General features: G+C 64.2%; 20 protein-coding genes. 6 read left to right on the forward strand and 14 right to left on the reverse strand.

The features are described 5' to 3' along the window. Positions 1 to 35 precede the first annotated feature (35 nt). Positions 36 to 698 carry a histidine phosphatase family protein gene (locus HGO92_RS08040; protein WP_169993516.1) on the reverse strand — a complete coding sequence of 221 codons (663 nt, stop codon included), beginning with the start codon at positions 696 to 698 and terminating at the stop codon, positions 36 to 38. Positions 699 to 822: 124 nt separating this feature from the next. Between HGO92_RS08040 and HGO92_RS08045 the strand changes: the two genes are divergently transcribed. Both HGO92_RS08045 and HGO92_RS08050 read left to right on the forward strand, forming a co-directional pair. Continuing rightward, positions 823 to 1368 (forward strand): YceI family protein, encoded by a 546-nt coding sequence (locus HGO92_RS08045; protein ID WP_169993517.1) that lies wholly within the window; start codon positions 823 to 825, stop codon positions 1366 to 1368. A gap of 192 nt (positions 1369 to 1560) precedes the next feature. Continuing rightward, positions 1561 to 2361: a hypothetical protein gene (locus tag HGO92_RS08050; RefSeq protein ID WP_169993519.1), complete on the forward strand. Its 801-nt coding sequence runs from the start codon at positions 1561 to 1563 to the stop codon at positions 2359 to 2361. Positions 2362 to 2367: 6 nt separating this feature from the next. Here HGO92_RS08050 and HGO92_RS08055 read toward each other — a convergent pair whose 3' ends face one another. Together HGO92_RS08055 and HGO92_RS08060 are read right to left on the reverse strand one after the other, a co-directional pair. Further along, a complete protein-coding gene (locus HGO92_RS08055) occupies positions 2368 to 3081 on the reverse strand; it encodes a redox-sensing transcriptional repressor Rex (protein ID WP_440915766.1) in 714 nt (237 codons plus the stop codon). A 76-nt stretch (positions 3082 to 3157) separates the two neighbouring features. After that, positions 3158 to 3421, reverse strand: a complete 264-nt coding sequence (locus tag HGO92_RS08060) for a glutaredoxin family protein (RefSeq protein ID WP_169993522.1) — start codon at positions 3419 to 3421, stop codon at positions 3158 to 3160. A gap of 105 nt (positions 3422 to 3526) precedes the next feature. On the opposite strand from HGO92_RS08060, the gene HGO92_RS08065 reads away from it, so the two are divergent. Beyond that, a complete protein-coding gene (locus HGO92_RS08065) occupies positions 3527 to 4345 on the forward strand; it encodes an HAD family hydrolase (protein WP_169993524.1) in 819 nt (272 codons plus the stop codon). A gap of 117 nt (positions 4346 to 4462) precedes the next feature. On the opposite strand, the gene HGO92_RS08070 is transcribed toward HGO92_RS08065, so the two are convergent. From HGO92_RS08070 to HGO92_RS08085, 4 genes are all read right to left on the reverse strand, one after another. Beyond that, on the reverse strand, positions 4463 to 4561 hold the full coding sequence (locus tag HGO92_RS08070; protein WP_003792170.1) for a 30S ribosomal protein bS22: 99 nt from the start codon (positions 4559 to 4561) through the stop codon (positions 4463 to 4465). Positions 4562 to 4737: 176 nt separating this feature from the next. Next, positions 4738 to 4950 carry a helix-turn-helix domain-containing protein gene (locus HGO92_RS08075; RefSeq protein ID WP_139004577.1) on the reverse strand — a complete coding sequence of 71 codons (213 nt, stop codon included), beginning with the start codon at positions 4948 to 4950 and terminating at the stop codon, positions 4738 to 4740. Between the two features lie 147 nt (positions 4951 to 5097). Next, positions 5098 to 6210, reverse strand: a complete 1113-nt coding sequence (locus HGO92_RS08080) for a 3-deoxy-7-phosphoheptulonate synthase (RefSeq protein WP_169993526.1) — start codon at positions 6208 to 6210, stop codon at positions 5098 to 5100. 222 nt (positions 6211 to 6432) lie between these two features. Next, positions 6433 to 7350 (reverse strand): N-acetylglucosamine kinase, encoded by a 918-nt coding sequence (locus HGO92_RS08085; RefSeq protein ID WP_169993528.1) that lies wholly within the window; start codon positions 7348 to 7350, stop codon positions 6433 to 6435. 235 nt (positions 7351 to 7585) lie between these two features. Between HGO92_RS08085 and HGO92_RS08090 the strand changes: the two genes are divergently transcribed. Then, complete coding sequence (locus HGO92_RS08090) at positions 7586 to 8824, forward strand: alpha-hydroxy acid oxidase (protein ID WP_169993530.1); 1239 nt, start codon at positions 7586 to 7588, stop codon at positions 8822 to 8824. Between the two features lie 98 nt (positions 8825 to 8922). Here the strand turns inward: HGO92_RS08090 and gdhA are convergent, their stop codons facing one another. The 3 genes from gdhA to HGO92_RS08105 all read right to left on the reverse strand — a co-directional run bounded on the left by gdhA (position 8923) and on the right by HGO92_RS08105 (position 12185). After that, a complete protein-coding gene (gene gdhA, locus HGO92_RS08095) occupies positions 8923 to 10263 on the reverse strand; it encodes an NADP-specific glutamate dehydrogenase (protein WP_169993532.1) in 1341 nt (446 codons plus the stop codon). Positions 10264 to 10437: 174 nt separating this feature from the next. Next, complete coding sequence (locus HGO92_RS08100; RefSeq protein ID WP_169993534.1) at positions 10438 to 10902, reverse strand: ArsR/SmtB family transcription factor; 465 nt, start codon at positions 10900 to 10902, stop codon at positions 10438 to 10440. An 80-nt stretch (positions 10903 to 10982) separates the two neighbouring features. Then, positions 10983 to 12185, reverse strand: coding sequence for an acetoin utilization protein AcuC (locus HGO92_RS08105; protein ID WP_240974485.1), 1203 nt, complete (start codon positions 12183 to 12185; stop codon positions 10983 to 10985). A gap of 136 nt (positions 12186 to 12321) precedes the next feature. Here HGO92_RS08105 and HGO92_RS08110 point away from each other — a divergent pair, with 136 nt between their 5' ends. Both HGO92_RS08110 and HGO92_RS08115 read left to right on the forward strand, forming a co-directional pair. Then, positions 12322 to 13734 (forward strand): TrkH family potassium uptake protein, encoded by a 1413-nt coding sequence (locus tag HGO92_RS08110; protein WP_169993536.1) that lies wholly within the window; start codon positions 12322 to 12324, stop codon positions 13732 to 13734. A 37-nt stretch (positions 13735 to 13771) separates the two neighbouring features. Beyond that, the gene (locus tag HGO92_RS08115) at positions 13772 to 14410 is read left to right on the forward strand and encodes a potassium channel family protein (protein WP_413542043.1); all 639 of its coding nucleotides are present in this window, start codon (positions 13772 to 13774) and stop codon (positions 14408 to 14410) included. A 3-nt stretch (positions 14411 to 14413) separates the two neighbouring features. On the opposite strand, the gene proC is transcribed toward HGO92_RS08115, so the two are convergent. From proC to HGO92_RS08135, 4 genes are all read right to left on the reverse strand, one after another. Then, positions 14414 to 15268 (reverse strand): pyrroline-5-carboxylate reductase, encoded by an 855-nt coding sequence (gene proC / locus HGO92_RS08120; RefSeq protein WP_169993538.1) that lies wholly within the window; start codon positions 15266 to 15268, stop codon positions 14414 to 14416. Between the two features lie 246 nt (positions 15269 to 15514). Continuing rightward, a complete protein-coding gene (locus tag HGO92_RS08125) occupies positions 15515 to 16540 on the reverse strand; it encodes a Ppx/GppA phosphatase family protein (RefSeq protein WP_169993539.1) in 1026 nt (341 codons plus the stop codon). A 39-nt stretch (positions 16541 to 16579) separates the two neighbouring features. Continuing rightward, positions 16580 to 19306, reverse strand: a complete 2727-nt coding sequence (gene topA, locus HGO92_RS08130) for a type I DNA topoisomerase (RefSeq protein WP_169993542.1) — start codon at positions 19304 to 19306, stop codon at positions 16580 to 16582. Between the two features lie 141 nt (positions 19307 to 19447). Beyond that, positions 19448 to 20101: an ArsR/SmtB family transcription factor gene (locus HGO92_RS08135; protein ID WP_169993544.1), complete on the reverse strand. Its 654-nt coding sequence runs from the start codon at positions 20099 to 20101 to the stop codon at positions 19448 to 19450. Positions 20102 to 20157 lie beyond the last annotated feature (56 nt).

Genomic DNA, 20157 nt, shown 5'->3' on the forward strand with positions numbered 1-20157 from the left:
GAAGTATCCCACTTCTACAACGCGTAGTAATTCTATTACGCTCCCGGGATATTCGCCGCACCGGGCAAAAGATCGGCGCTGGGCTCGCAATATTCAACCCCGACGAGGCGTTCGCCGTCGAACTTCAGGCTGGTGACCGAGGTCAAAGTACATTGCCGACGGCGGGGGTCATGCCACAGCCTGCGTTGTTCCGCTGCCAATCGCGTCACCCAGATGGGCAACTGATGGCTCACCAACACTGCTTCGGCACCTTCTCCGCCGCGTTCGACGGCGGCGCGCCGGGCATCCTCGACCGCTTCCATGACCCGGGCGACCTGCCCGGCATAGGGCTCGCCCCAGGACGGCAGCATCGGGTTGCGCAAATACCTCCAGTGCCGCGGATCCCGCAGATGCCGCTTAACGTCCGAGAGTCCCTCGAAACGGTTCTCTGCCTCGATGATCCGCTCATCGGTCACGATTTCGAGCCCCAGGGCGACGGCGGTTGGCTGCGCCGTCTCCTGCGCGCGGGTAAGGGGCGAGGCCACCAGGTAGCTGATCTTGGCGCCGTCTTCGGCCCGTTGGGCAAAGTAGTCCGCCGCCCGCTGGGCCATCTCACGTCCAAGCTCGGAGAGACGGAAATTAGGCAGCCGGCCGTAGAGGACGCGGTCCGGGTTATGGACCTCGCCGTGGCGGAGTAAATGCACAGTGGATAGGGGCATGGTCTTAATTCTCTCAAAGTCAAGGGGATTGCCCAAAGCCGGGGGCGTGGCAAGAATGGGCGGTGAGTGAAGATCTGCTGCTCAGCCCTGATGGAACCGTTTTTCCCCACGTAAGGAGATCGTTATGACATTGCCACAAGGTCTGGCTCAAGGCGTCTGGACTCTTGACCTGGCGCATAGTGAAATCGGCTTCACCGTCCGCCACGCCGGAATCAGCAAGGTCCGCGGCCGATTCACTGATGCCTCGGCCGAGGCACGTGTTGGCCAGTCACTCGCGGAGTCCACTCTGCACGCTACGGTCAATACAGCCAGTTTCGAATCCGGCGACGCCAACCGCGATGCCCATGTCAAGGGTCCCGATTTCTTCGACGTCGAGCAGTTCCCTGAGATGACCTTCGTCGCCACCGGTGTCGAAGGCGACGGCGAGGACTACACGGTTACCGGCGACCTGACGATCCGCGGCGTGACAAAGCCCGTGGAAGTCGAAGTGGAATTCACCGGCGTGGCTGTCGACCCGTTCGGGGCGACCAGGGCCGGATTCACCGGTGAAACCGAAATCAGCCGCAAGGAGTTCGGCCTGACCTGGAACGCCGCGCTCGAGGCCGGCGGCGTCTTGGTCAGCGACAAGGTGAAGATCAATCTGGATGCGGCGCTGGTCAAGCAGGCCTGAACCGCCCGATCCGATGCATGGATTTTGCCCGGCCGGGACAGCTGTTCCGGCCGGGCAAAATCATCCTTCAGAGCTAGTCACTACCGGCATGCCTGCGCTGTAGGGTTGCAGTAGGAGCTGTCCCGTCCTGCCTTGTCACACGCGGTACCGGCGGCTATCTGCAGTGTCGATCGACAGAAGAAGGATGCGACCATGTCCACTCCCGAAAACAATCCGAATCCGTCCGAGAAACCGGACCAGCAACCGGGACAGTCCGGCCAGAACGGCGACGTCGCACCCCGCTACGGGCAGAACGCGCCCTACGGTCAGAACCAGCCGCAGTACGGCCAGAACTCCCCCTACGGCCAGCAATCCGGACAGCCGGGCCAGGCCAGCCCTTACGGCCAGAATTCCCCCTATGGCCAGAACCACCCGTACGGACAACAGCCCTATGGCCAGAACGCCCCGTCACCGTACGGCTACCAGAACGCACAGCCCGGCCAGTACAGCTATCCGAGCAGCCAGCCGCAAGGCGGCACCGGGAAGCCCGAAGCTCCCAAAGAAGTGATGATCGCCTTCTGGCTGATCATCGCCGCGGCCGCGCTGACGGCTATTGAGATCATCATTTCTTTGGCCACCATGGATACCGTACTGGCCGAGCTGGCGGACGATCCGGCTGTCCGGGACGCCGTGGCGCAGACCGGTGGCCAGATCAGCGAACAGGAATTCATCGACATGGCCAGCGGCATGGCGGGCGTGGTGATGGTCGTCGTCGGGCTTATCGGCATCGGGCTCTACCTGATGGTTGCCTTTGGCGTGAAGGCCGGCAAGAACTGGGCCCGGATCACCGGAACCGTCTTCGCCGCGCTGTCGCTGCTGGGCATCATTCCGTTCGGACTGCACACCCTGACGATCCTGCTCGGCATCGCCGCCATCGTGCTGCTGTTCATGCCGCCGTCGAACAACTTCTTCAAGGCAGTGGCCGCACGCAAGTTCGGCATCTACGGCCGCTGACGTTTCCTACTGCGCCTTGCGGGCGCGGGTTTCGGAGTCCAACTCCGATTCCTGCGCCCGTTGTGCGTGGTAGGCCAGGATCTGCAGTTCGGTGGCCATGTCGACCTTCCGCACCTGCACATGCGGCGGCACCTGCAGCACCACGGGGGCGAAACTGAGGATGCTGGTGATTCCGGCAGCGACGAGCTTGTCGCAGAGTTCCTGCGCCACGCGGCCCGGCACGGCCAGCACCACCATGTTCGCGCCGGTCCGGTGCAGCACGGTTTCCAAATCGGCCGTGTTGTGGATTTTCAGGCCACCGATCTCGGTTCCGATGATTGACGGGTCGGCGTCGAAAATGGCCGCAACTTCGAATCCACGCGTGGTGAAACCCGAATAGCCGGCCAGGGCCCGGCCGAGGTTACCGGCGCCAATGATGGCGACGCGCCACTCCTGGGTCAGCCCCAGTCGGGCGGAAATAGTCCGCGTCAGCAGCTGCACGTCGTAGCCGACACCGCGCGTGCCGTAGGAACCGAGGTAGGACAGATCCTTGCGGAGCATGGGGGATTTCACCCCGGCGGCTTCCGCAAGTTCCTCGGATGACGCCCGTTCCACGCCCTCGGCAAGCAGGGAGTTCAGGGCGCGCAGGTAGATCGTCAGCCGCGCAACGGACGCCGGCGGAATAGTGCGGCCCGAACTTTCGGGACTCCCAGCGGTACTGGGAAGATCCTGCGTGGTCACGATGTGGCTCTCCATTGCTTAGCTGTAGTCCCACTTTAGGCGCTGGGCAAAACGGCAACCAATTGGCTCCGCGCGCTCAGGACGTCAACAGGCGCCGCAGCCGCTCCGGATCGATGCGCCAGAAATCGCGCTGTACGCCGTCGATCATGACCACCGGAATCTCCTCGGCGAACCGCCGTTCCAGCTCCGGATCCTCCAGAATGGACTTCTCCTGCCACTCCAACCCAAGGTCGTCGGCAACTGCCGACACAGTTTCCCGTGCCGCTTCACAAAGATGGCAGTCCGGCTTGGTGAGCAGCACCAGTTCATGATTGGGGCGGGGAGCAGCTGAGTCCGTCATAGCTAACAACGTAGCCCCACCGGGGCAGGAGTCAATAACCGGACACCACACTGCCCCACGCAGGGCCGCTCGGCATGGATGCCTCCGGCTCGTTAGACTCGAGGCATGCCCTCAGCCGCCACAGGTCCTGCCCACCGAAAGCCTGATCCCGCCGGCGCAGAAACCGGGGCCGCGTTTTTCGACGTCGACAATACATTGATGCGAGGGGCAAGCCTGTTCCATGTGGGGCGCAAGATGTACCAACGCGGCGCCTTCCGGATGCGGGACGTTGCCGGGTTCGCCATCAAGCAGGGGAAGTTCCTGTGGCGCGGGGAAAACCTGAAGGACATCCAATCTGTTCGCGATACCGCGATGGCGCTCGGCGCGGGGCTGATGGTGACGGATGTGAAGGCCCTGGGCGAGGAGGTCTATGACGAGATCATCGCGTCCAAGATCTGGCCCGGTACACGCGCCCTGGCGGACCAGCACCTGCGGGCCGGACGCAAAGTGTGGCTGGTGACCGCCACTCCCCTGACGGTCGCGGAAGTCATCGCGGACCGGCTGGGCCTGGACGGGGCTTTGGGGACCGTGGCCGAAATTTCCGACGGCGCTTACACCGGTGCCCTGGTCGGTGAAATCCTGCATGGGCCGGCCAAAGCCTACGCCGTCGCCGAGCTCGCCAAGCTGGAAGGGCTCGAGTTGGAGAACTGCTGGGCCTACAGCGACTCCTACAACGATGTTCCACTGCTGTCGCTGGTGGGTAATCCGGTGGCTATCAATCCGGACGCGAGGCTGCGCAGGCATGCCCGGGACCGCAACTGGCCGATCTATGACTTCCGCAGCGGCCGCAAGGCTGCAACCCTTGGCCTCAAAGCCGCCACCGGTGCCGGCGCCGTGTACGGGCTCTGGCGCGGGGTGCACAAGTTCCGCGGTCCGCGCGGCTGAACAAGCGGCGCTGGGGCGTCCTCGCCACGGCACGGTCCGGGTCCGTCCGGCACGGATTAACGCAAACGGCCCGCCAGTTACCTGGCGGACCGAGAAGCATGCTGTAAAGCTGAAGCTCTACTTCTTATTGCGACGCTGGTGGCGTGTCTTACGAAGCAGTTTACGGTGCTTCTTCTTGGCCATACGCTTGCGGCGCTTCTTAATAACTGAACCCACGAGTTCCTCACAAATTCACTTCGATTAACACCCGACTGCCACAGTTTGCCCTTGAGAACAGCAGTGGCCGGCGGATTCTTACGATGACGTAAAACGTTCCTTAACAGGGTACCGCCTAAATCAGGCGACAATTTACCGGCCGTTGGCGGCGGGCCCGTTGCCAGGCCCAAAACCGCCTACGCGGTATCCGACTGGCCCTCCACAACGGCACCGCGAAGATACTGCTCCACGGCCGATTCCGGCACCCGGTAGGAGCGGCCGAAACGCACAGCAGGCATCTCTCCGGAGTGGATCAACCGGTAAACGGTCATCTTGGAAACACGCATCACTTCGGCCACTTCCGACACCGTCAAGAAGCGGACGTTCGAGAAGTTCTTCTCCTCAGCCATTTCCAAAATCCTTTACTCCGGTCGGGCCGAACGGCATGCCGCCTTGCCCTGCGGGTAATTACCGTCTAGCTAGACACTCTAGAGGGCCAAGTGACCAAAGTGAAAGTTGCCATGTTGATTAAGCGTTACATGATTGACGCCGATTTTTCAGCGGGACACTCCGGCGCGTTGAACACTGCTCAGGGCCAGCTGGGCGAGGGTGTAAACCGTCATCTCCCAGTCCATGCAGGCGTCAGTCACGCTCTGCCCGTAAACCAGTTCGGCGTCGCCTGCGGCTTGGTCAGCGACATCGAGTTTCTGCGCGCCCGCAACGAGGAAGCTTTCCAGCATGATTCCGGCAATGGCGGAGGCGCTGTGGCCTGCCCCCTCCAGTTGGGCCGCGACGTCCAGCGCCACCTCAGCTTGACGGTGGTGGCTCTTACCGCTGTTGGCGTGGCTGGCGTCTACGATTAGGCGCGGGTTCAGCCCCGCTTCCGCCAGCAGCTCCGAGGCGCGGACAACATTGGTAGCGTCGTAATTTGGGCCTGCATTGCCGCCGCGCAAAATCAGGTGAGCATCGGCGTTTCCCGCCGTCGAGACCATGGAGGCCCGGCCGGCTTCGTCGATGCCGAGGAAAGTCTGGGCAGCCGAGGCGGCGGCGCAAGCATCGAGCGCGACCTGCAGCCCGCCGTCGGTCCCGTTCTTGAAGCCGATCGGCATGGACAGTCCCGAGGCGAGCTGGCGGTGGATCTGGCTTTCCGTGGTGCGCGCACCGATCGCTCCCCAGCTGACCAGATCCGCCACGTACTGCGGGCTGATCGGCTCGAGGAACTCGGTAGCCACAGGGAGCCCGAGGTCGGCTACGTCGAGCAGGAACCGGCGCGCCGTCCGCAGTCCGGTGGCAACGTCATGGGAGCCGTCCAGGCGTGGGTCGTTAATCAGGCCCTTCCAGCCCACGGTGGTGCGTGGCTTTTCGAAGTACGCACGCATGACGATGAGCAGTTCAGAGCTATGCTGCCGGGCCACCACGGCCAGGCGCCGGGCGTATTCCAGCCCTGCTTCCGGATCGTGGATGGAGCATGGGCCGACGATCACCAGCAGCCGGTCATCGACGCCGTCCATGACCGCACGGATCTCGGCGCGGCCGCGTTCGACGACGGCGGACTGTTCGGCAGTTGCCGGCAGCTCTTCGATGATCTCCTGCGGCGTCGGCAGCGCACTGAAGGAGGTAACCCGCAGATTGCTGGTCTGGATCTTGTCTGCGTTCAGTACCGGATTCATGGTTTTCCCGTCCTATGGTGGCGGGAACCGATCAGAACCCGCCGTGGAAATGGCGAAGGGCAGAGAATGATCTCTGCCCTGTTGGCTCTGAAGGTGTCGGTTGCGCACGCCGCTAGGCAGTCACGTTAGGCCCCTCCAGAGCCAACGGAAAATACGCATACCAACGGGTTGTCATGTCCACGAGCATAAGCGACGGTTTCCATGCTGCGGCAATTATGACGTTTATGACTTCGGCCGTGGCGTATCCGACGCGGCGGGGTTTTGGCGTCCGGCGGGATCATCGAGCAGGTCCACGCCATAGACCGGTTCCCGGTCCAGCTGGCGCACGTCGTCGAAGCCATGCGGGGCCAGGGCTGCGGCTATGCCGGCGGCCAGTTGAGGCACGTTTGCCCCCAGCCCGCCGCCGAGGATCACAGGCCCGGAGATGTCCAGCCGGCCGGCGACCTGCAGGATGAGCCGCGCGAGATCATTGACGGCAACGGCCAGCAGCTCCGCGGCCACCGGATCGTCCGCGGCGGCCTCGACCACCAACCGCGAGCGCTGCGCCCAGTAGCGGCGGCCGGTGGGACCGTGGAAATGTGCGATCAGTTCCACCGTGTCCGCCAGCGAGCAGTCGGCCAGCAGTGCACGGGTCAGCGCATCGGGCTCCAGGCCTTGGTCGAGGCGGCGCAGCGCGTGCCGGACCAGTTCCCGGCCCAGCCAGTAGCCGCTGCCCTCGTCCCCCAACAGGTAACCCCAGCCTCCTGCCCGGGCTTCGCGCCCGGCGCCGTCGGTGCCCCAGACCGCCGACCCGGTGCCGGCGATAACCGCAATGCCCCGGCGGGCGCGCCCCGCGGCGAGCACCAGGCGCGAATCGTGCACGGCGCGGATCTCCGCGTGCGGAGCAAAAGGCGAGATGAGCCCGGCAAGGCCGCTGGCATCGTTCGCTGTATCTATCCCGCCGGCACCGGCGACCACCTTGTCCGCATCGCTGCCCAGCGCCGAGAAAACTTCGGCCAACGCGGTGGACGCCGCCTCGCGGGAAACGTTCTGCACGTTGGCACTGCCTGCGATGGCTTCGGCCGTGACGGCGCCGTCCTCCAGCCGGATGGCATGGGTTTTGGTGCCGCCGATGTCCAGCCCGATCAGAATGTGCGCCATAGCGATAGAGCTTACTGCGGCCCTGGGTATCCGAAGTTTATGCCGGCTTCGGCATAGTAGCCTTCAAAGTGGCGGCGGATGATCCCGCCAGCATCCTCAGCGTGACCGCTGCGCAAGGCTGTAGCGCTGCAGGGACTCCCGCAGTTCCCGTGGCACTAGCCCTTGCCGTGGTCCTACCATATGCCTTAGGCTGTGGTTGGACCACACAGGTTTCCACCCACGAGGGAGCTAAGCCATGCATGAAGAATTGCCCCCGGCCCTCAAACGCCGGATCCCCAAAGTTGCAGATCTCGCCCCGCTGATGCAGTTCAAGCGGCCTACCTTCGGCAGCGCCGCCCGGTTGCAGCGCGCCAACACCATCTGGGAGCTGCGTGCTATGGCCAAGCGGCGCACGCCCAAGGCGCCCTTCGACTACACCGACGGGGCCGCGGAAGCCGAGATCACCCTGAACCGGGCACGCCAGGCATTCCTGGACCTGGAGTTCCGGCCCGGGATCCTGCGCAACGTCCAGACCGTGGACTTGAGCACCGAGGTGCTGGGCAAGCGGTCGGCGCTTCCCGTCGGAATCGCTCCCACCGGCTTTACCCGGATGATGCAGTCCGAGGGCGAGTACGCCGGTTCCCGCGCCGCGGCCGCGGCGGGCATCCCCTACACGCTTTCCACGATGGGCACCGCATCCATCGAGGATGTCGCCGCTGCCGCGCCGCACGGCCGCAACTGGTTCCAGCTCTACCTCTGGACCGACCGCGATAAGTCCCTGGCGCTGATCGACCGCGCGGCCAAGGCGGGGATGGATACGTTGATGGTCACGGTGGATACTCCCGTGGGCGGGGCCCGGCTGCGCGATGTCCGCAACGGCATGACGATCCCGCCGGCGCTGACCGCGAAGACCGTGCTGGACGCTTCCTACCGGCCCGCCTGGTGGTTCAACTTCCTCACCCACGAGCCACTGTCCTTCGCCTCGCTCTCGCGCTACTCGGGGACCGTGTCCGAGCTGATCGACTCCATGTTCGACCCAACCCTGAGCTTCGACGACCTCGCCTGGCTGCGTGACACGTGGAAGGGCAAGCTGGTGGTCAAGGGGCTGCAGACGCTGGAAGACACCAGGAAAGTAGTCGACTACGGCGCTGACGGGATCGTGCTCTCCAACCATGGCGGCCGCCAGCTGGACCGCGCGCCCATCCCCCTGCACTTGCTCAGCCAGGTGGCGCGGGAGCTGAAAGGCAAGACGTCCATCATGCTGGACACCGGCGTCATGAGCGGCGGCGACATCGTGGCAGCGATCGCGCTGGGAGCCGATTTCACCCTCATCGGCCGGGCCTACTTATACGGGCTCATGGCCGGTGGACGAATGGGCGTGGACCGTGCCCTGGAGATCCTCTCCGGCGAGATGGCCCGCACCATGCGCCTGCTCGGTGTCAACAAGGTCGAAGACCTGAACCCGGATCACGTGAAACTCCCGGCCGGCCTCTGACCCACCGGAGGGAGAGCCTCTGTTTCGAACGCTGCTGCAAAGAACGACGGCGGGGCTCACCTTTTGGTGAGCCCCGCCGTCGTTCGCTGTAATTTCCCTTAGATGACGCCCAAGGCCAGCATGGCGTCCGCAACACGGCGGAAGCCGCTTATGTTGGCGCCGGCAACGTAGTTGCCGGGCATGCCGTATTCGTCGGCCGTTGCGGCACAGCTTTCATGGATCCCCACCATGATGGCACCGAGACGTTCCTCTGTGTGCTCGAAGCTCCAGGCGTCGCGGCTGGCGTTCTGCTGCATCTCGAGGGCAGAGGTTGCCACGCCGCCGGCGTTGGCCGCCTTGCCCGGACCGAACAGAATACCGGCTTCCTGGAACAGTGCCGTGGCCTCGGCGGTGCAGGGCATGTTGGCCCCTTCGGCCACCGCCACCAGACCGGAATTGACCAGCTTCGCCGCCGCCTTGTCGTCGAGTTCGTTCTGCGTGGCGCAGGGCAGTGCCACGGAGGCGTCGACATCCCAGACCGAGCCGTCCTCGACGTAGCTGACGGAACCGCCGCGGCGTTCGGCGTACTCGGAGATACGGCCGCGCTCGACTTCCTTGATCTGGCGAAGGAGTTCGACGTCGATGCCGGCCTCGTCCACAATGTAGCCGCCGGAGTCGGAGGCCGTGATGGCGGTTGCGCCCAGTGATTGCGCCTTCTCGATGGCGTTGATGGCCACGTTGCCCGAACCGGACACGGAAACCCGCTGTCCGTCGAAGGACATGCCCTTGGTCTTGAGCATTTCCTCGGTGAAGAGCACGGCGCCGTAACCGGTGGCTTCCGGCCGGACCAGGGAGCCGCCCCAGCCGATGCCCTTGCCGGTCAGCACGCCTGACTCATAACGGTTGGTGATGCGCTTGTACTGGCCGAACAGGTAGCCGATTTCACGCCCGCCAACGCCGATGTCACCGGCGGGAACGTCCGTGTACTCGCCGATGTGGCGGTACAGCTCGGTCATGAAGGACTGGCAGAAGCGCATGACCTCGCCGTCGGACTTGCCGCGCGGGTCAAAGTCCGCTCCGCCCTTGCCGCCGCCGATCGGCATTCCGGTCAGGGCATTCTTGAAGATCTGTTCGAAACCCAGGAACTTGACGATGCCGAGGTAGACCGACGGATGGAAACGCAGTCCGCCCTTGTACGGGCCAAGCGCGGAGTTGAACTCCACCCGGAAACCGCGGTTGATCTGCACCTGCCCGGAATCGTCAACCCACGGTACGCGGAAAATGATCTGGCGTTCGGGCTCGCAGATACGCTGAAGTATAGCGGCATCTGCATACTCAGGGTGCTTGTTCGAGAGGGGGACCAGGCTTTCAAAAACCTCGTTTACGGCCTGGTGGAATTCAAGTTCGCCGGGATTGCGGCGAAAGACTTCGTCCCGGATTTCGAGCAGATTCGCATCCATGGGGGTGGGTCCCTTCAATAGCTATCGGAGTGCGGGCAGGTGCCTGTACGGAAAAAACTCGTGACTGAAAGACGCAGCTGCGCAACCTTCAAATCGAAACATACCCGGTGGGCAAGATGATAACGGGAACGAAATAACGCCCGGCAGCGGCGTAATGAATCCGGCCCTCCGCCGCTAACCGCGGCGGCTGCGCCGCAGCTTCGGCAGGTGCGCAAAAAGGTCCGCTGCCTGCTTGGCAGCTTGGTTGGCCGCATGGCCCAGGGACCGGCCCAGCTGCGGCGGTATCTGGTTCTCTCCGTCGCCGTCCAGCTCCGCGGCGGAGGCCGAGACCAGCGACACGGCAGGCGCCAGCGGTTCCTCCACGGGCAGGTTGACCGACGCCAGTCCGAAGCCGGCAACCCAGTCCGCTACGTCGTGCAGCGGGTCCGTCTGCAGAGCGTAAAAACGCTTCTGCCCCTGGGCCCGCATCGAGACCAACCCGGCCTCGCGCAGCACCTTGAGATGTTTTGAGACGGTAGGCTGGCTGACCTCGAGTTCCTCGACCAGCTCGCCCACGGATTTGTCGCCCTCACGCAGGGAGCCGAGTATTTCGCGGCGCGTCCCCTCTGCGATTACGGCGAAAACATCATCGATGACCATTCCATTACCCTAGCCACATATACGCGGTGCGGCATCCCCCGCAGCGTCCGTGGCGGGCAACCGCATGGAAATCGTTATGCTCAGTCAAACCAAGGGTCCAGCCCGTGATACGGGAACACTTCCTTGCGGGTTGCTATGACCGTACGGTCAACCGCGTCGTTGGGGTCGTAACCGACTTCCCAGGAGCGCCACCAGAGCTGGGCGTCGTCGTTCATCAGGAATGGAGCGGTCTGCCCGTAGCGTTCCAGCACGTAGTCCCGCCACCGTTGCGGTACTTCCGCCCGCAACGGAACGGGCTGGCCGGAAACAATTGCCACCAGATGGCTCCACGAACGCGGCACCACATTAAAAATGTCGTAGCCCCCGCCGCCGGTGGCAATCCAGCGGTCATCAGTCACCTCACGAGCCAGTTCCGCAATGTCCAGCATCATCTGCCGTTGAGCGTCGATGCTGAGGCGGACGCTGCTGAGGATGTCCCGGGCATGGCTGTCGCAGCCGTGCTGGCTGACGATGACCTCTGGCCTGAAGGCATGTGCCAGTTGCGGGACCACCGCATGGAAGGCCCGCATCCAGGCGGCATCCCCGGTGCGCGGCGGGACCGCCACGTTCACGGCGCTGCCCAACGCGTCCGGACCGCCGATCTCATTGGCAAAGCCTGTACCGGGGAACAACGACATGCCCGTTTCATGGATGGAGACGGTGAGCACCCGCGGATCGTTCCAGAAAAGGTTCTGGGTGCCGTCGCCGTGGTGCGCATCGACGTCGATATACAGGACGCGCTGGACCCCGCCGTCGAGCAGGCGCTGAATCCCCAGCGCGCAATCGTTGTAGATGCAGAAGCCGCTGGCTTTGTCGCGCGCGGCATGGTGCATTCCGCCACCGAAATTGACCGCATGCACCGCCTCCGAACTCAGCAGGGCTTCCGCCGCTTGCAATGTCCCACCCGCCAGGCGGGCACTGGCCTCGTGCATCCCGGCAAAAGCCGGGTCGTCCTCGGTACCCAGCCCCCGGGACTCATCCGGCTCGTCCGGATTGGCGCTGACGGCATGCACTGCCGCGACATACTCCGCGTCGTGCACGGCCTCCAACTGTTCATCCGTCGCGACCTCGGGTGCCACGACCGAGACGTTGTTCCGCTCGAAAAGGCCGAAGTCTGCCGACAGCCGTGCAGTCAGGTCCAACCTGATCGGCGACATCGGATGTTGCGGCCCAAAGTTGTAAGCAAGCATCGACTCATCCCACATCACGTGAGTTGGAACACTGGCCGCTGGGTTCGCTTGCATCAGGGACAGGCTACGCGAAACGGTGGCCGGGGTGCATGATTAGCGTCCCCGATGACGACAGATAGATGATTTACTACTGCAAGGACCAAGTCCCCAAACCCGCCGAAAACCACTCAGCCCGTCAGAAGCGAACCGTATGACAATTAACCAGCCGTACAGCCGGCCGGATCGGAAGCAAGGGAAGCTCTCCTTCCTGCTGAGCATCCGCGATTTTGTCGACAACGTCGCCAACAGTTCTCCGGCGCGGCTGGCCCTTATTGTCTACGCCGGCGTTGTCTTGGTCTTCACGGGCCTGTTGTCACTGCCCAGCGCCGCTGCGGACGGAAACATCACGCCGCTGCACGACGCCTTCTTCACCGCCGTTTCGGCCGTGTGCGTGACCGGACTGACGGTAGTCTCCACGGCCGCCCACTGGACCTTCTTCGGTCAGGCGATTATTTTGCTCGGTATCTTCATTGGCGGGTTGGGCACCCTGACGCTGGCGTCCATGCTGGCACTGATGGTGAGCAAACGGCTGGGCGTCCGGGGCAAGCTGATCGCCCAGCAGGCCATGAACAATGCCGGCCGGCTCGGCGAAGTCGGCACGTTGCTGCGGATCGTCATCACCACCTCTGTGCTCATCGAACTCGCGCTGGCCCTGATGCTCATCCCCCGGTTCATCATCCTGGGTGAGTCGTTCGGCGAGGCCGTCTGGCACGGCGTCTTCTACTCCATCTCGGCGTTCAACAACGCCGGCTTCACGCCGCACTCGGATGGCCTGGTCCCCTATGAGACGGATGAATGGATCCTGCTGCCGCTGATGGCCGGAGGTTTCCTCGGCAGCCTCGGCTTCCCCGTTGTCATGGTCCTGCTGGAACGCGGCTGGCGGTTCAGCAGGTGGAACCTGCACACCAAGCTCACTATCCAGGTCTCGCTGGTCCTGCTGGTCATTGGTGCCGTGGGCTGGGGAGCTTTGGAATGGAACAGTCCCGACACGCTCGCCGGCATGACGGTTTGGGACAAAGTCCTGCACTCGGTCTTCGCGTCGGTCATGACCCGTTCCCTGGGGTTCAACCTGGTGGATATGAACAATATTGAACCGAGCACGATGTTGCTGTCCGATGCGCTGATGTTTGCCGGCGGCGGCTCGGCCTCGACCGCCGGCGGCATCAAGGTGACCACCATCGCCATCGTCTTCCTTGCCATTGCCGCCGAGGCGCGCGGCAACAGGGACGTCAACGCCTACGGCCGGACAGTTCCCGAGGGTGCCATGCGCGTGGCGATCTCCGTCATTGTTATGGGGGCAACGTTCGTGGCCGTGGCTTCAGGCATGCTGCTGTCAATGACCGATGAGGATCTGGACCGCGTCCTGTTCGAAGTGATCTCGGCTTTCGCTACCTGCGGGCTGAGCACCAACCTCAGCGCCGAACTGCCCCCCGAGGGGAAGTACATCCTCTCGGCCCTGATGTTCGCCGGCAGGGTAGGTACTATCACGCTGGCCTCCGCGCTAGCCTTGCGTGAAAGCCGACAATTGTTCCATTACCCGGAAGAGAGGCCGATCATTGGCTGACAAGTCGAACAGCAACCGTCCGGCGCATAACGCTCCGGTGCTGGTGGTGGGCCTGGGCCGCTTCGGCGCGGCCACCGCCGAGCAGCTGGTGAAACAGGGCCGGGAAGTCCTGGCCATCGAGCGCGACCCTGCCCTGGTCCAGAAATGGTCCGGCCAGCTGACCCATATCGTCGAAGCCGACGCCACCAACATCGACGCGCTGCGCCAGCTCGGCGCACAGGACTTTACGTCCGCCGTCGTCGGTGTGGGTACCTCGATCGAGTCTTCCGTGCTGATCACGGTCAACCTGGTGGATCTGGGCATCGAGCACCTGTGGGTCAAGGCCATTACGGCCTCGCACGGCAAGATACTCACCCGCATCGGTGCCAACCACGTGATCTACCCGGAAGCCGACGCCGGCCGCCGCGCTGCGCACCTGGTGGGCGGCCGGATGCTGGATTTCATCGAGTTCGACGACGGTTTCGCGATCGTGAAGATGTACCCGCCGAAGGAGACCCAGGGGTTCACCCTCGGCGAGTCGGGGGTCCGCTCGAAGTACGGCATCACCGTGGTCGGCGTGAAGTCGCCCGGCGAGGATTTCACTTACGCACGGCCCGAGACCAAGGTGTCCAGCCGCGACATGCTGATCGTGTCGGGCCATGTGGACCTCCTGGAGCGATTCGCGGCGCGGCCGTAACGCTCAGGCGAGTTCGCGGGAGATCTCCGCAGCACGCTCGGCGGCCGCACGCGCACCAGCGGCGATGATGTCGGGCAACCCAGCCTCGTCGAAGGCGGCAATAGCGCGCTCGGTGGTTCCATTGGGGCTGGTGACCGCCTTGCGCAGCGCCGCGGGGTCTGCTCTGTCCTGGGCCAGCATGGCGCCGGCGCCGGCAACCGTATCGCGGGCGAGCACCATGGCCAGCTCCGGATCGAGGCCGAGCTTCACGCCGGCTTGCGCCATCGCTTCGGCAAGGTAGAAGGCATAGGCCGGGCCAGAACCGCTGATAGCTGAGACTGCGTCGAGGTTCTCTTCCGGAACGACGACTGTGGTGCCTGCGCCGGAGAACACCGCGGCTGCCGCCGCCAGTTGTTCCTCGGTAACATTGCTGCCGGCCGAGAGCCCGACGGCGCCGCGGCCAACCTTGAGCGGTGTGTTGGGCATGGTACGCACGAGCGGCTGGCCCTCGGGCAGCACAGCCTCCATGGTGGCGATCGTGACTGCGGCCGCAACGCTGAGGACCACGGTCTGCGGCGACAGCGCGGACGCAATGCTGCGGCACAAGTCCACAATGCCGACCGGCTTAACCCCCAGCACGACCAGCGCGGCCCCCTCCACCGCCTTGATGTTGGCGTGCGCGTCCTCGTTTTCGGCCAGCACGGTCAAACCCTCGTATCGGCTGCGCAGTTCCTCCGCCCGCTCGCTCCGGCGGACCGTGGCCGTCACGTTCGCTGCAGCAGTGCCGGTGGCCAACAGGCCCGCGAGCACCGCTTCGTTCATGGAACCGCATCCCAGAAAGACGATCCGGCCGGTGGTTTCAGTAATCTGCGCTGTCATGTTGCCATTGAATCACGCACTCATTGGCCCGGCATGTTCTGTGTCGGCCCTGATTCACAGTCTTTTCCCAGCCTCTTAAAGGCGAGGTCCCAACAAGGAAACCTACCGTAATGAGTACCTCATAAAGGTGCGAGTGATTATGGATCGGGTCTCCTGGTCCGGTGCCGGCAACCCCGCGGATGTCTCCCCCAACCGTCCGCAGGTTGTGCCGGCACCTTCTCTTTAACCTCTTTAACCAGCAACTGGCTAAGGTATCGCGCTGCCCAGCCTTTCGACAGTCGGAGCTGGTTCCAGCGCCTTCTGGACGAGGGCGGTCCCCACTGGGCGAACAGGTGCATCGCTGTCGTACAGCAGATGGTCGAAACGTTTGAGGATGAGTCCTTCGCGCAAGGCCCACGGGCAGATCAACATCGAGCTGACGTTGAACATTTCCATCGCCGCCTCCGCAACCAGTGCTCCGGCCAGCAACTGCGGCGCCCGCACCAGCGACACACCGGGCAGGTTGGCCCGGTCGCTGGCCGGCATGGCGGACAGCCGCTGGGTCCACAGGGAGAGATCCTCGCGGCGCAACTCGCGGCGGATATATGGACCGGCAGCGGACGGAGCCGCTCCCGTGATGCGGGCCAAGGACCTGAACGTCTTGGAAGTGCCGGCGACGAGATCCGGCAACCCCGCGCCGTCGAACTCTTTAACGGCCGGCGCAAGAGTTTCCCTGATGTAGTGCCGGAGGTCCTTAACGCTGCCGGCGCTGGGCGGATCCAAAGGCAGCCAGTCGCGGGTCAACCGTCCGGCGCCCAGCGGAACCGATGCCGCCACCTCCGGTTGTTCATCCTGCCCGATGGCCATTTCGAATGAGCCACCGCCGATGTCCATGTCCAGAATGGTGCCGGCGCCCCAGCCGTACCAACGCCTGACCGCTACCAGCGTCATCGCCGCTTCCTGCGGACCGGTCAGTTCCTGCAAGGCGACATTGGTTTCGGCCTGCACGCGGGCAAGCACGGCGTCGCCGTTGGCCGCCTCGCGGATAGCAGAGGTACAGAACGCCAACATGTCCTCGGCGCTGTGCTGGCCGGCGAAAGCCCACGCTTCCCGGATAAACCCGATCAGCTCCTGCTGGCCGGCTTCACTGATGTTCCCGTCGCCGTCCAGATAAGCCACCAGCGACAGCGGGCGCTTGTGCGAGGCGAACGGAACGGGCCGGGCACCCGGATGGGCATCGACCAATAACAGGTGGACGGTGTTCGAACCGATATCGAGAACGCCTAGACGCATGCTCTTATTATGTCGGCTGACAGCACGGCTGGTTGTGCCTTACTTCTTGGCCGTGGCCTTGCGCCGGGTGGCTGGCTTTTTGGCCGGGCCCTTGGCGCGCTTTTCGGCCAGCAGTTCAATGGCCTGTTCGCGGGTCAGTTCCTCGATGCTCATCGAACGGGGCACCGTAATATTGGTCGCGCCGTCGGTAATGTACGGGCCGAAGCGGCCGTCCTTGACCACGATGTTCTTCTCCGAGACGGGATCAGTGCCGAACTCGGCCAGCGGCGGCGCCGCGGTCCGGCCACCGCGCTGCTTCGGCTGGGAGTAGATCTCCAGCGCCTGCTCCAGCGTGATGGTGAAGATCTCCTCCTCGGAACCGATAGAGCGGGAGTCCGTGCCCTTCTTCAAGTACGGGCCGAAGCGGCCGTTCTGCACGGTGATTTCGTTGCCCTCGGCATCTGCGCCCAGCACCCTGGGCAGGCTCATCAGCTTCAGTGCGTCTTCCAGCGTGACCGTCTCCACGGTCATGGACTTGAAGAGGGAACCGGTACGCGGCTTGACCTTGACCGGTTTCTTCGGCGGCTTGGGCTTGCCGTTCTTGTAGTACTCCACGGGCTGGTTCGCCAGTTCCTCGGCCGTGAGCTCAGGAATGATCTCGGTGACGTACGCACCGTAGCGGCCCTCCCTGGCCACGATGGTGCGGCCGGTCTCCGGGTCCTGCCCCAGTTCGCGTTCGCCGGGGCCCTGGTTCTCCATCAGTTCCACGGCCTTTTCCGCGGTCAGTTCGTCCGGCGCCAGATCATCCGGAACATTCGCGCGCTGCGGGTCGGCCAGTTCGCCGGTTTCCGGATCGAGCACGGCCGCCCGTTCCAGGTAGGGCCCGAACTTGCCCACGCGCAGGGTGATGCCCTCGGCGATCTGGATCGAGTTGATCTCCCGCGGGTCGATTTCGCCCAGGTCGTTGACGATGGTATTCAGGCCCGTTTCTTTGCGGTCCCCGTAGTAGAACCCGTCGAGCCAGTCCACCCGCTTCGCCTCGCCGCGGGCAATGCGGTCCAGGTCTTCTTCGAGCGCTGCCGTGAAGTCATAGTCCACGTAGTCGCGGAAGTGCTCTTCGAGCAAGCGGACCACGGAGAACGCGATCCAGCTGGGCACCAGGGCCGAGCCGCGGGTGCTGACATAGCCGCGGTCCATGATGGTGGAAATGGTCGCCGCGTAGGTGGACGGCCGGCCGATGCCACGCTCTTCCAGGGTCTTGATCAGCGAGGCTTCGGTGTAGCGCGGCGGAGCGGATGTTTCGTGTCCGACGGCGGCAACGTCCTGGGCCTTCAGCGCATCCTTTTCCGCGAGCCGGGGCAGGCGGCCGGTGGCGGCGTCGTCGTCCTCATCGCGTGCGGCGTCCTTGCCTTCCTCATAGGCGGCCATGAAGCCGGGGAAGGTGATGACCGTGCCGGAAGCCGAGAACACTGCGTCCCGGCCGTCCGGAGCAACCGCGCCCAGACGAACGGTGGAGGTCGAGCCCTTGGCATCGGCCATCTGGGAGGCGACCGTGCGCTTCCAGATCAGTTCGTAGAGCTTGTATTCGTCGCTGCTGAGCTGGCTGCGGACCTGGCCCGGCGTGCGGAAGGAGTCACCGGCGGGACGGATTGCCTCGTGGGCTTCCTGGGCGTTCTTGTCCTTGCCCTTGTAGACGCGGCGGGCGTCCGGCACGTACTCCGGGCCGTAGAGTTCCGAGGCCTGGCGGCGGGCGGCGTTGACAGCCTGGTCGCTCAGCGCCGGCGAGTCGGTACGCATATAGGTGATGTAGCCGTTTTCGTACAGCCGCTGGGCCACCTGCATGGTGATCCGGGCGGAGAAGCGGAGCTTGCGGGCGGATTCCTGCTGCAGCGTCGAGGTAGTGAACGGCGCGGCCGGACGGCGGGTATACGGCTTGTTCTCCACCGAACGGACAGCGAACTCAGCCGTGCGCAAGCCATCGGCGAGGGACGTAGCAGCAGCCTCATCGAGGTGCACAGCGGACTTGGCGGTGAGCACACCGGTGTCGTTGAAGTCTTTGCCGGTGGCCACACGGGAGCCGTCAAGCGAAACGAGCTTGGCCTTGAATGCGCCGCCCTTGGCTGCATCCTCGGGCTCGACCGTGGCCAGCAGATCCCAGTAGGCCGCGGAACGGAAGGCCATGCGCTCACGTTCGCGCTCGACCACCAAGCGGGTGGCGACCGACTGCACGCGGCCGGCTGACAGCCCCGCCTTGACCTTGCGCCACAGCACCGGGGACAGCTCATAGCCGAAGAGCCGGTCGACAATGCGGCGCGTTTCCTGGGCGTCCACCAGGTCCGTGTCCACATCGCGCATTTCCAGCAGGGCGCGCTGGATGGCTTCGCGGGTAATTTCGGGGAAGGTCAGCCGGTGGACCGGGACCTTGGGCTTGAGCACCTCAAGCAGGTGCCACGCGATGGCCTCGCCCTCGCGGTCACCGTCAGTTGCGAGATAGAGCTCGTCGGCGTCTTTGAGCAGGCTCTTGAGCTCGGCGACCTTCTTCTTCTTGTCCGCAGAGACGACGTAGTAAGGCTCGAAGTTTTTCTCGACATCGACGGCGAATTTGCCCACCGACGTTTTCTTCAGTTCGGCCGGCAGGTCCGACGGCTGCGGCAGGTCCCGGATGTGGCCCATCGAGGCCGTGACCTCAAAACCCTCGCCGAGATACCCGGCAATAGTCTTGCCCTTGGCAGGAGACTCGACAATGACGAGTTTCATACCGGTTTTTTCGCGGGCCTTGGGTGGCACGATTCTCCTACGTCAATTGCTGTGTCGGTGCGGCAGATGCATCCTGTCCCTCAAGTATCCGGGACAGCTGCCAGCTCTAGGTTAGCCCCAAGAATGGCACAACGAAGAAAATCGGGTAGAGGCACCGGGCCAGCAGGAGGTCTACGCGTCGTCGATATCCCCGGGCAGGAAAGAGAATACGTAGTACAGCTTTTGGGCGTCTTCGCCCCGGTTTTCGGGATTTGTGGTGGGGCTGAACTCGAGCAGGATCTCGCCGATCCGCCGGCCCAGATCCGCGCGCTGCTCCTCGGTCAGGTAGAACCGCCCGGTGCTCAGGGCGGCGAGGTGGCCCTCTTGGCGCCAGGTGTCCGGGTTCGGTGCCTGCCTGTCCCGCTTGACGTACTTGGAGAGGCGCTGGCGCAGGTCATTGAGCTCAACATCGACGACGCCGAGGGTTGCCGCCCGGCTGTCCGCCACCGAGGTTACGTCCAGCCGTCCCGCGGCTGCCTGCCAGTGCCGCTCGCGGCCGTCGCCCTGGTTGGCGCTGCGCTTGACGAAGCCCCACTTTTCCAAGGCCCGCAAGTGGTAGCTCATGGCACTCGGCGTGAGCCCGTGCCGCTGCGCCAGTTCCGTCGCGGTGGCCGGCTGCTGCGTATCGAAGAGTTCCTCGATCACTTTCAGGCGCACCGCATGGGCGAGCGCACGGATGGCCCTCGCATCTGAAATGTTGACCCGGTCCCCCGAGCCCGCCTGCGCCCCGGCTCCGGAAATTTCGCCGGGCGCTGGGTCGGTAAATGGCGCTGCACCTTTGGTCATGGAAGGTAAGTCTAATGCCCTTCAGAGCGCGGCCGTGAGCCGGTTCACTTGCGAAA

The sequence above is a fragment of the Crystallibacter degradans genome (genome assembly GCF_012952295.1).
GTDB classification, from domain to species: domain Bacteria; phylum Actinomycetota; class Actinomycetes; order Actinomycetales; family Micrococcaceae; genus Crystallibacter; species Crystallibacter degradans.

Coding starts and splice junctions, on each gene's coding strand:
- HGO92_RS08040 (WP_169993516.1), bottom strand. CDS start 698: ATGCCCCTATCCACTGTGCATTTACTCCGCCACGGCGAGGTCCATAAC.
- HGO92_RS08045 (WP_169993517.1), top strand. CDS start 823: ATGACATTGCCACAAGGTCTGGCTCAAGGCGTCTGGACTCTTGACCTG.
- HGO92_RS08050 (WP_169993519.1), top strand. CDS start 1,561: ATGTCCACTCCCGAAAACAATCCGAATCCGTCCGAGAAACCGGACCAG.
- HGO92_RS08060 (WP_169993522.1), bottom strand. CDS start 3,421: ATGACGGACTCAGCTGCTCCCCGCCCCAATCATGAACTGGTGCTGCTC.
- HGO92_RS08065 (WP_169993524.1), top strand. CDS start 3,527: ATGCCCTCAGCCGCCACAGGTCCTGCCCACCGAAAGCCTGATCCCGCC.
- HGO92_RS08075 (WP_139004577.1), bottom strand. CDS start 4,950: ATGGCTGAGGAGAAGAACTTCTCGAACGTCCGCTTCTTGACGGTGTCG.
- HGO92_RS08080 (WP_169993526.1), bottom strand. CDS start 6,210: ATGAATCCGGTACTGAACGCAGACAAGATCCAGACCAGCAATCTGCGG.
- HGO92_RS08085 (WP_169993528.1), bottom strand. CDS start 7,350: ATGGCGCACATTCTGATCGGGCTGGACATCGGCGGCACCAAAACCCAT.
- HGO92_RS08090 (WP_169993530.1), top strand. CDS start 7,586: ATGCATGAAGAATTGCCCCCGGCCCTCAAACGCCGGATCCCCAAAGTT.
- gdhA (WP_169993532.1), bottom strand. CDS start 10,263: ATGGATGCGAATCTGCTCGAAATCCGGGACGAAGTCTTTCGCCGCAAT.
- HGO92_RS08100 (WP_169993534.1), bottom strand. CDS start 10,902: ATGGTCATCGATGATGTTTTCGCCGTAATCGCAGAGGGGACGCGCCGC.
- HGO92_RS08105 (WP_240974485.1), bottom strand. CDS start 12,185: ATGCAAGCGAACCCAGCGGCCAGTGTTCCAACTCACGTGATGTGGGAT.
- HGO92_RS08110 (WP_169993536.1), top strand. CDS start 12,322: ATGACAATTAACCAGCCGTACAGCCGGCCGGATCGGAAGCAAGGGAAG.
- proC (WP_169993538.1), bottom strand. CDS start 15,268: ATGACAGCGCAGATTACTGAAACCACCGGCCGGATCGTCTTTCTGGGA.
- HGO92_RS08125 (WP_169993539.1), bottom strand. CDS start 16,540: ATGCGTCTAGGCGTTCTCGATATCGGTTCGAACACCGTCCACCTGTTA.
- HGO92_RS08135 (WP_169993544.1), bottom strand. CDS start 20,101: ATGACCAAAGGTGCAGCGCCATTTACCGACCCAGCGCCCGGCGAAATT.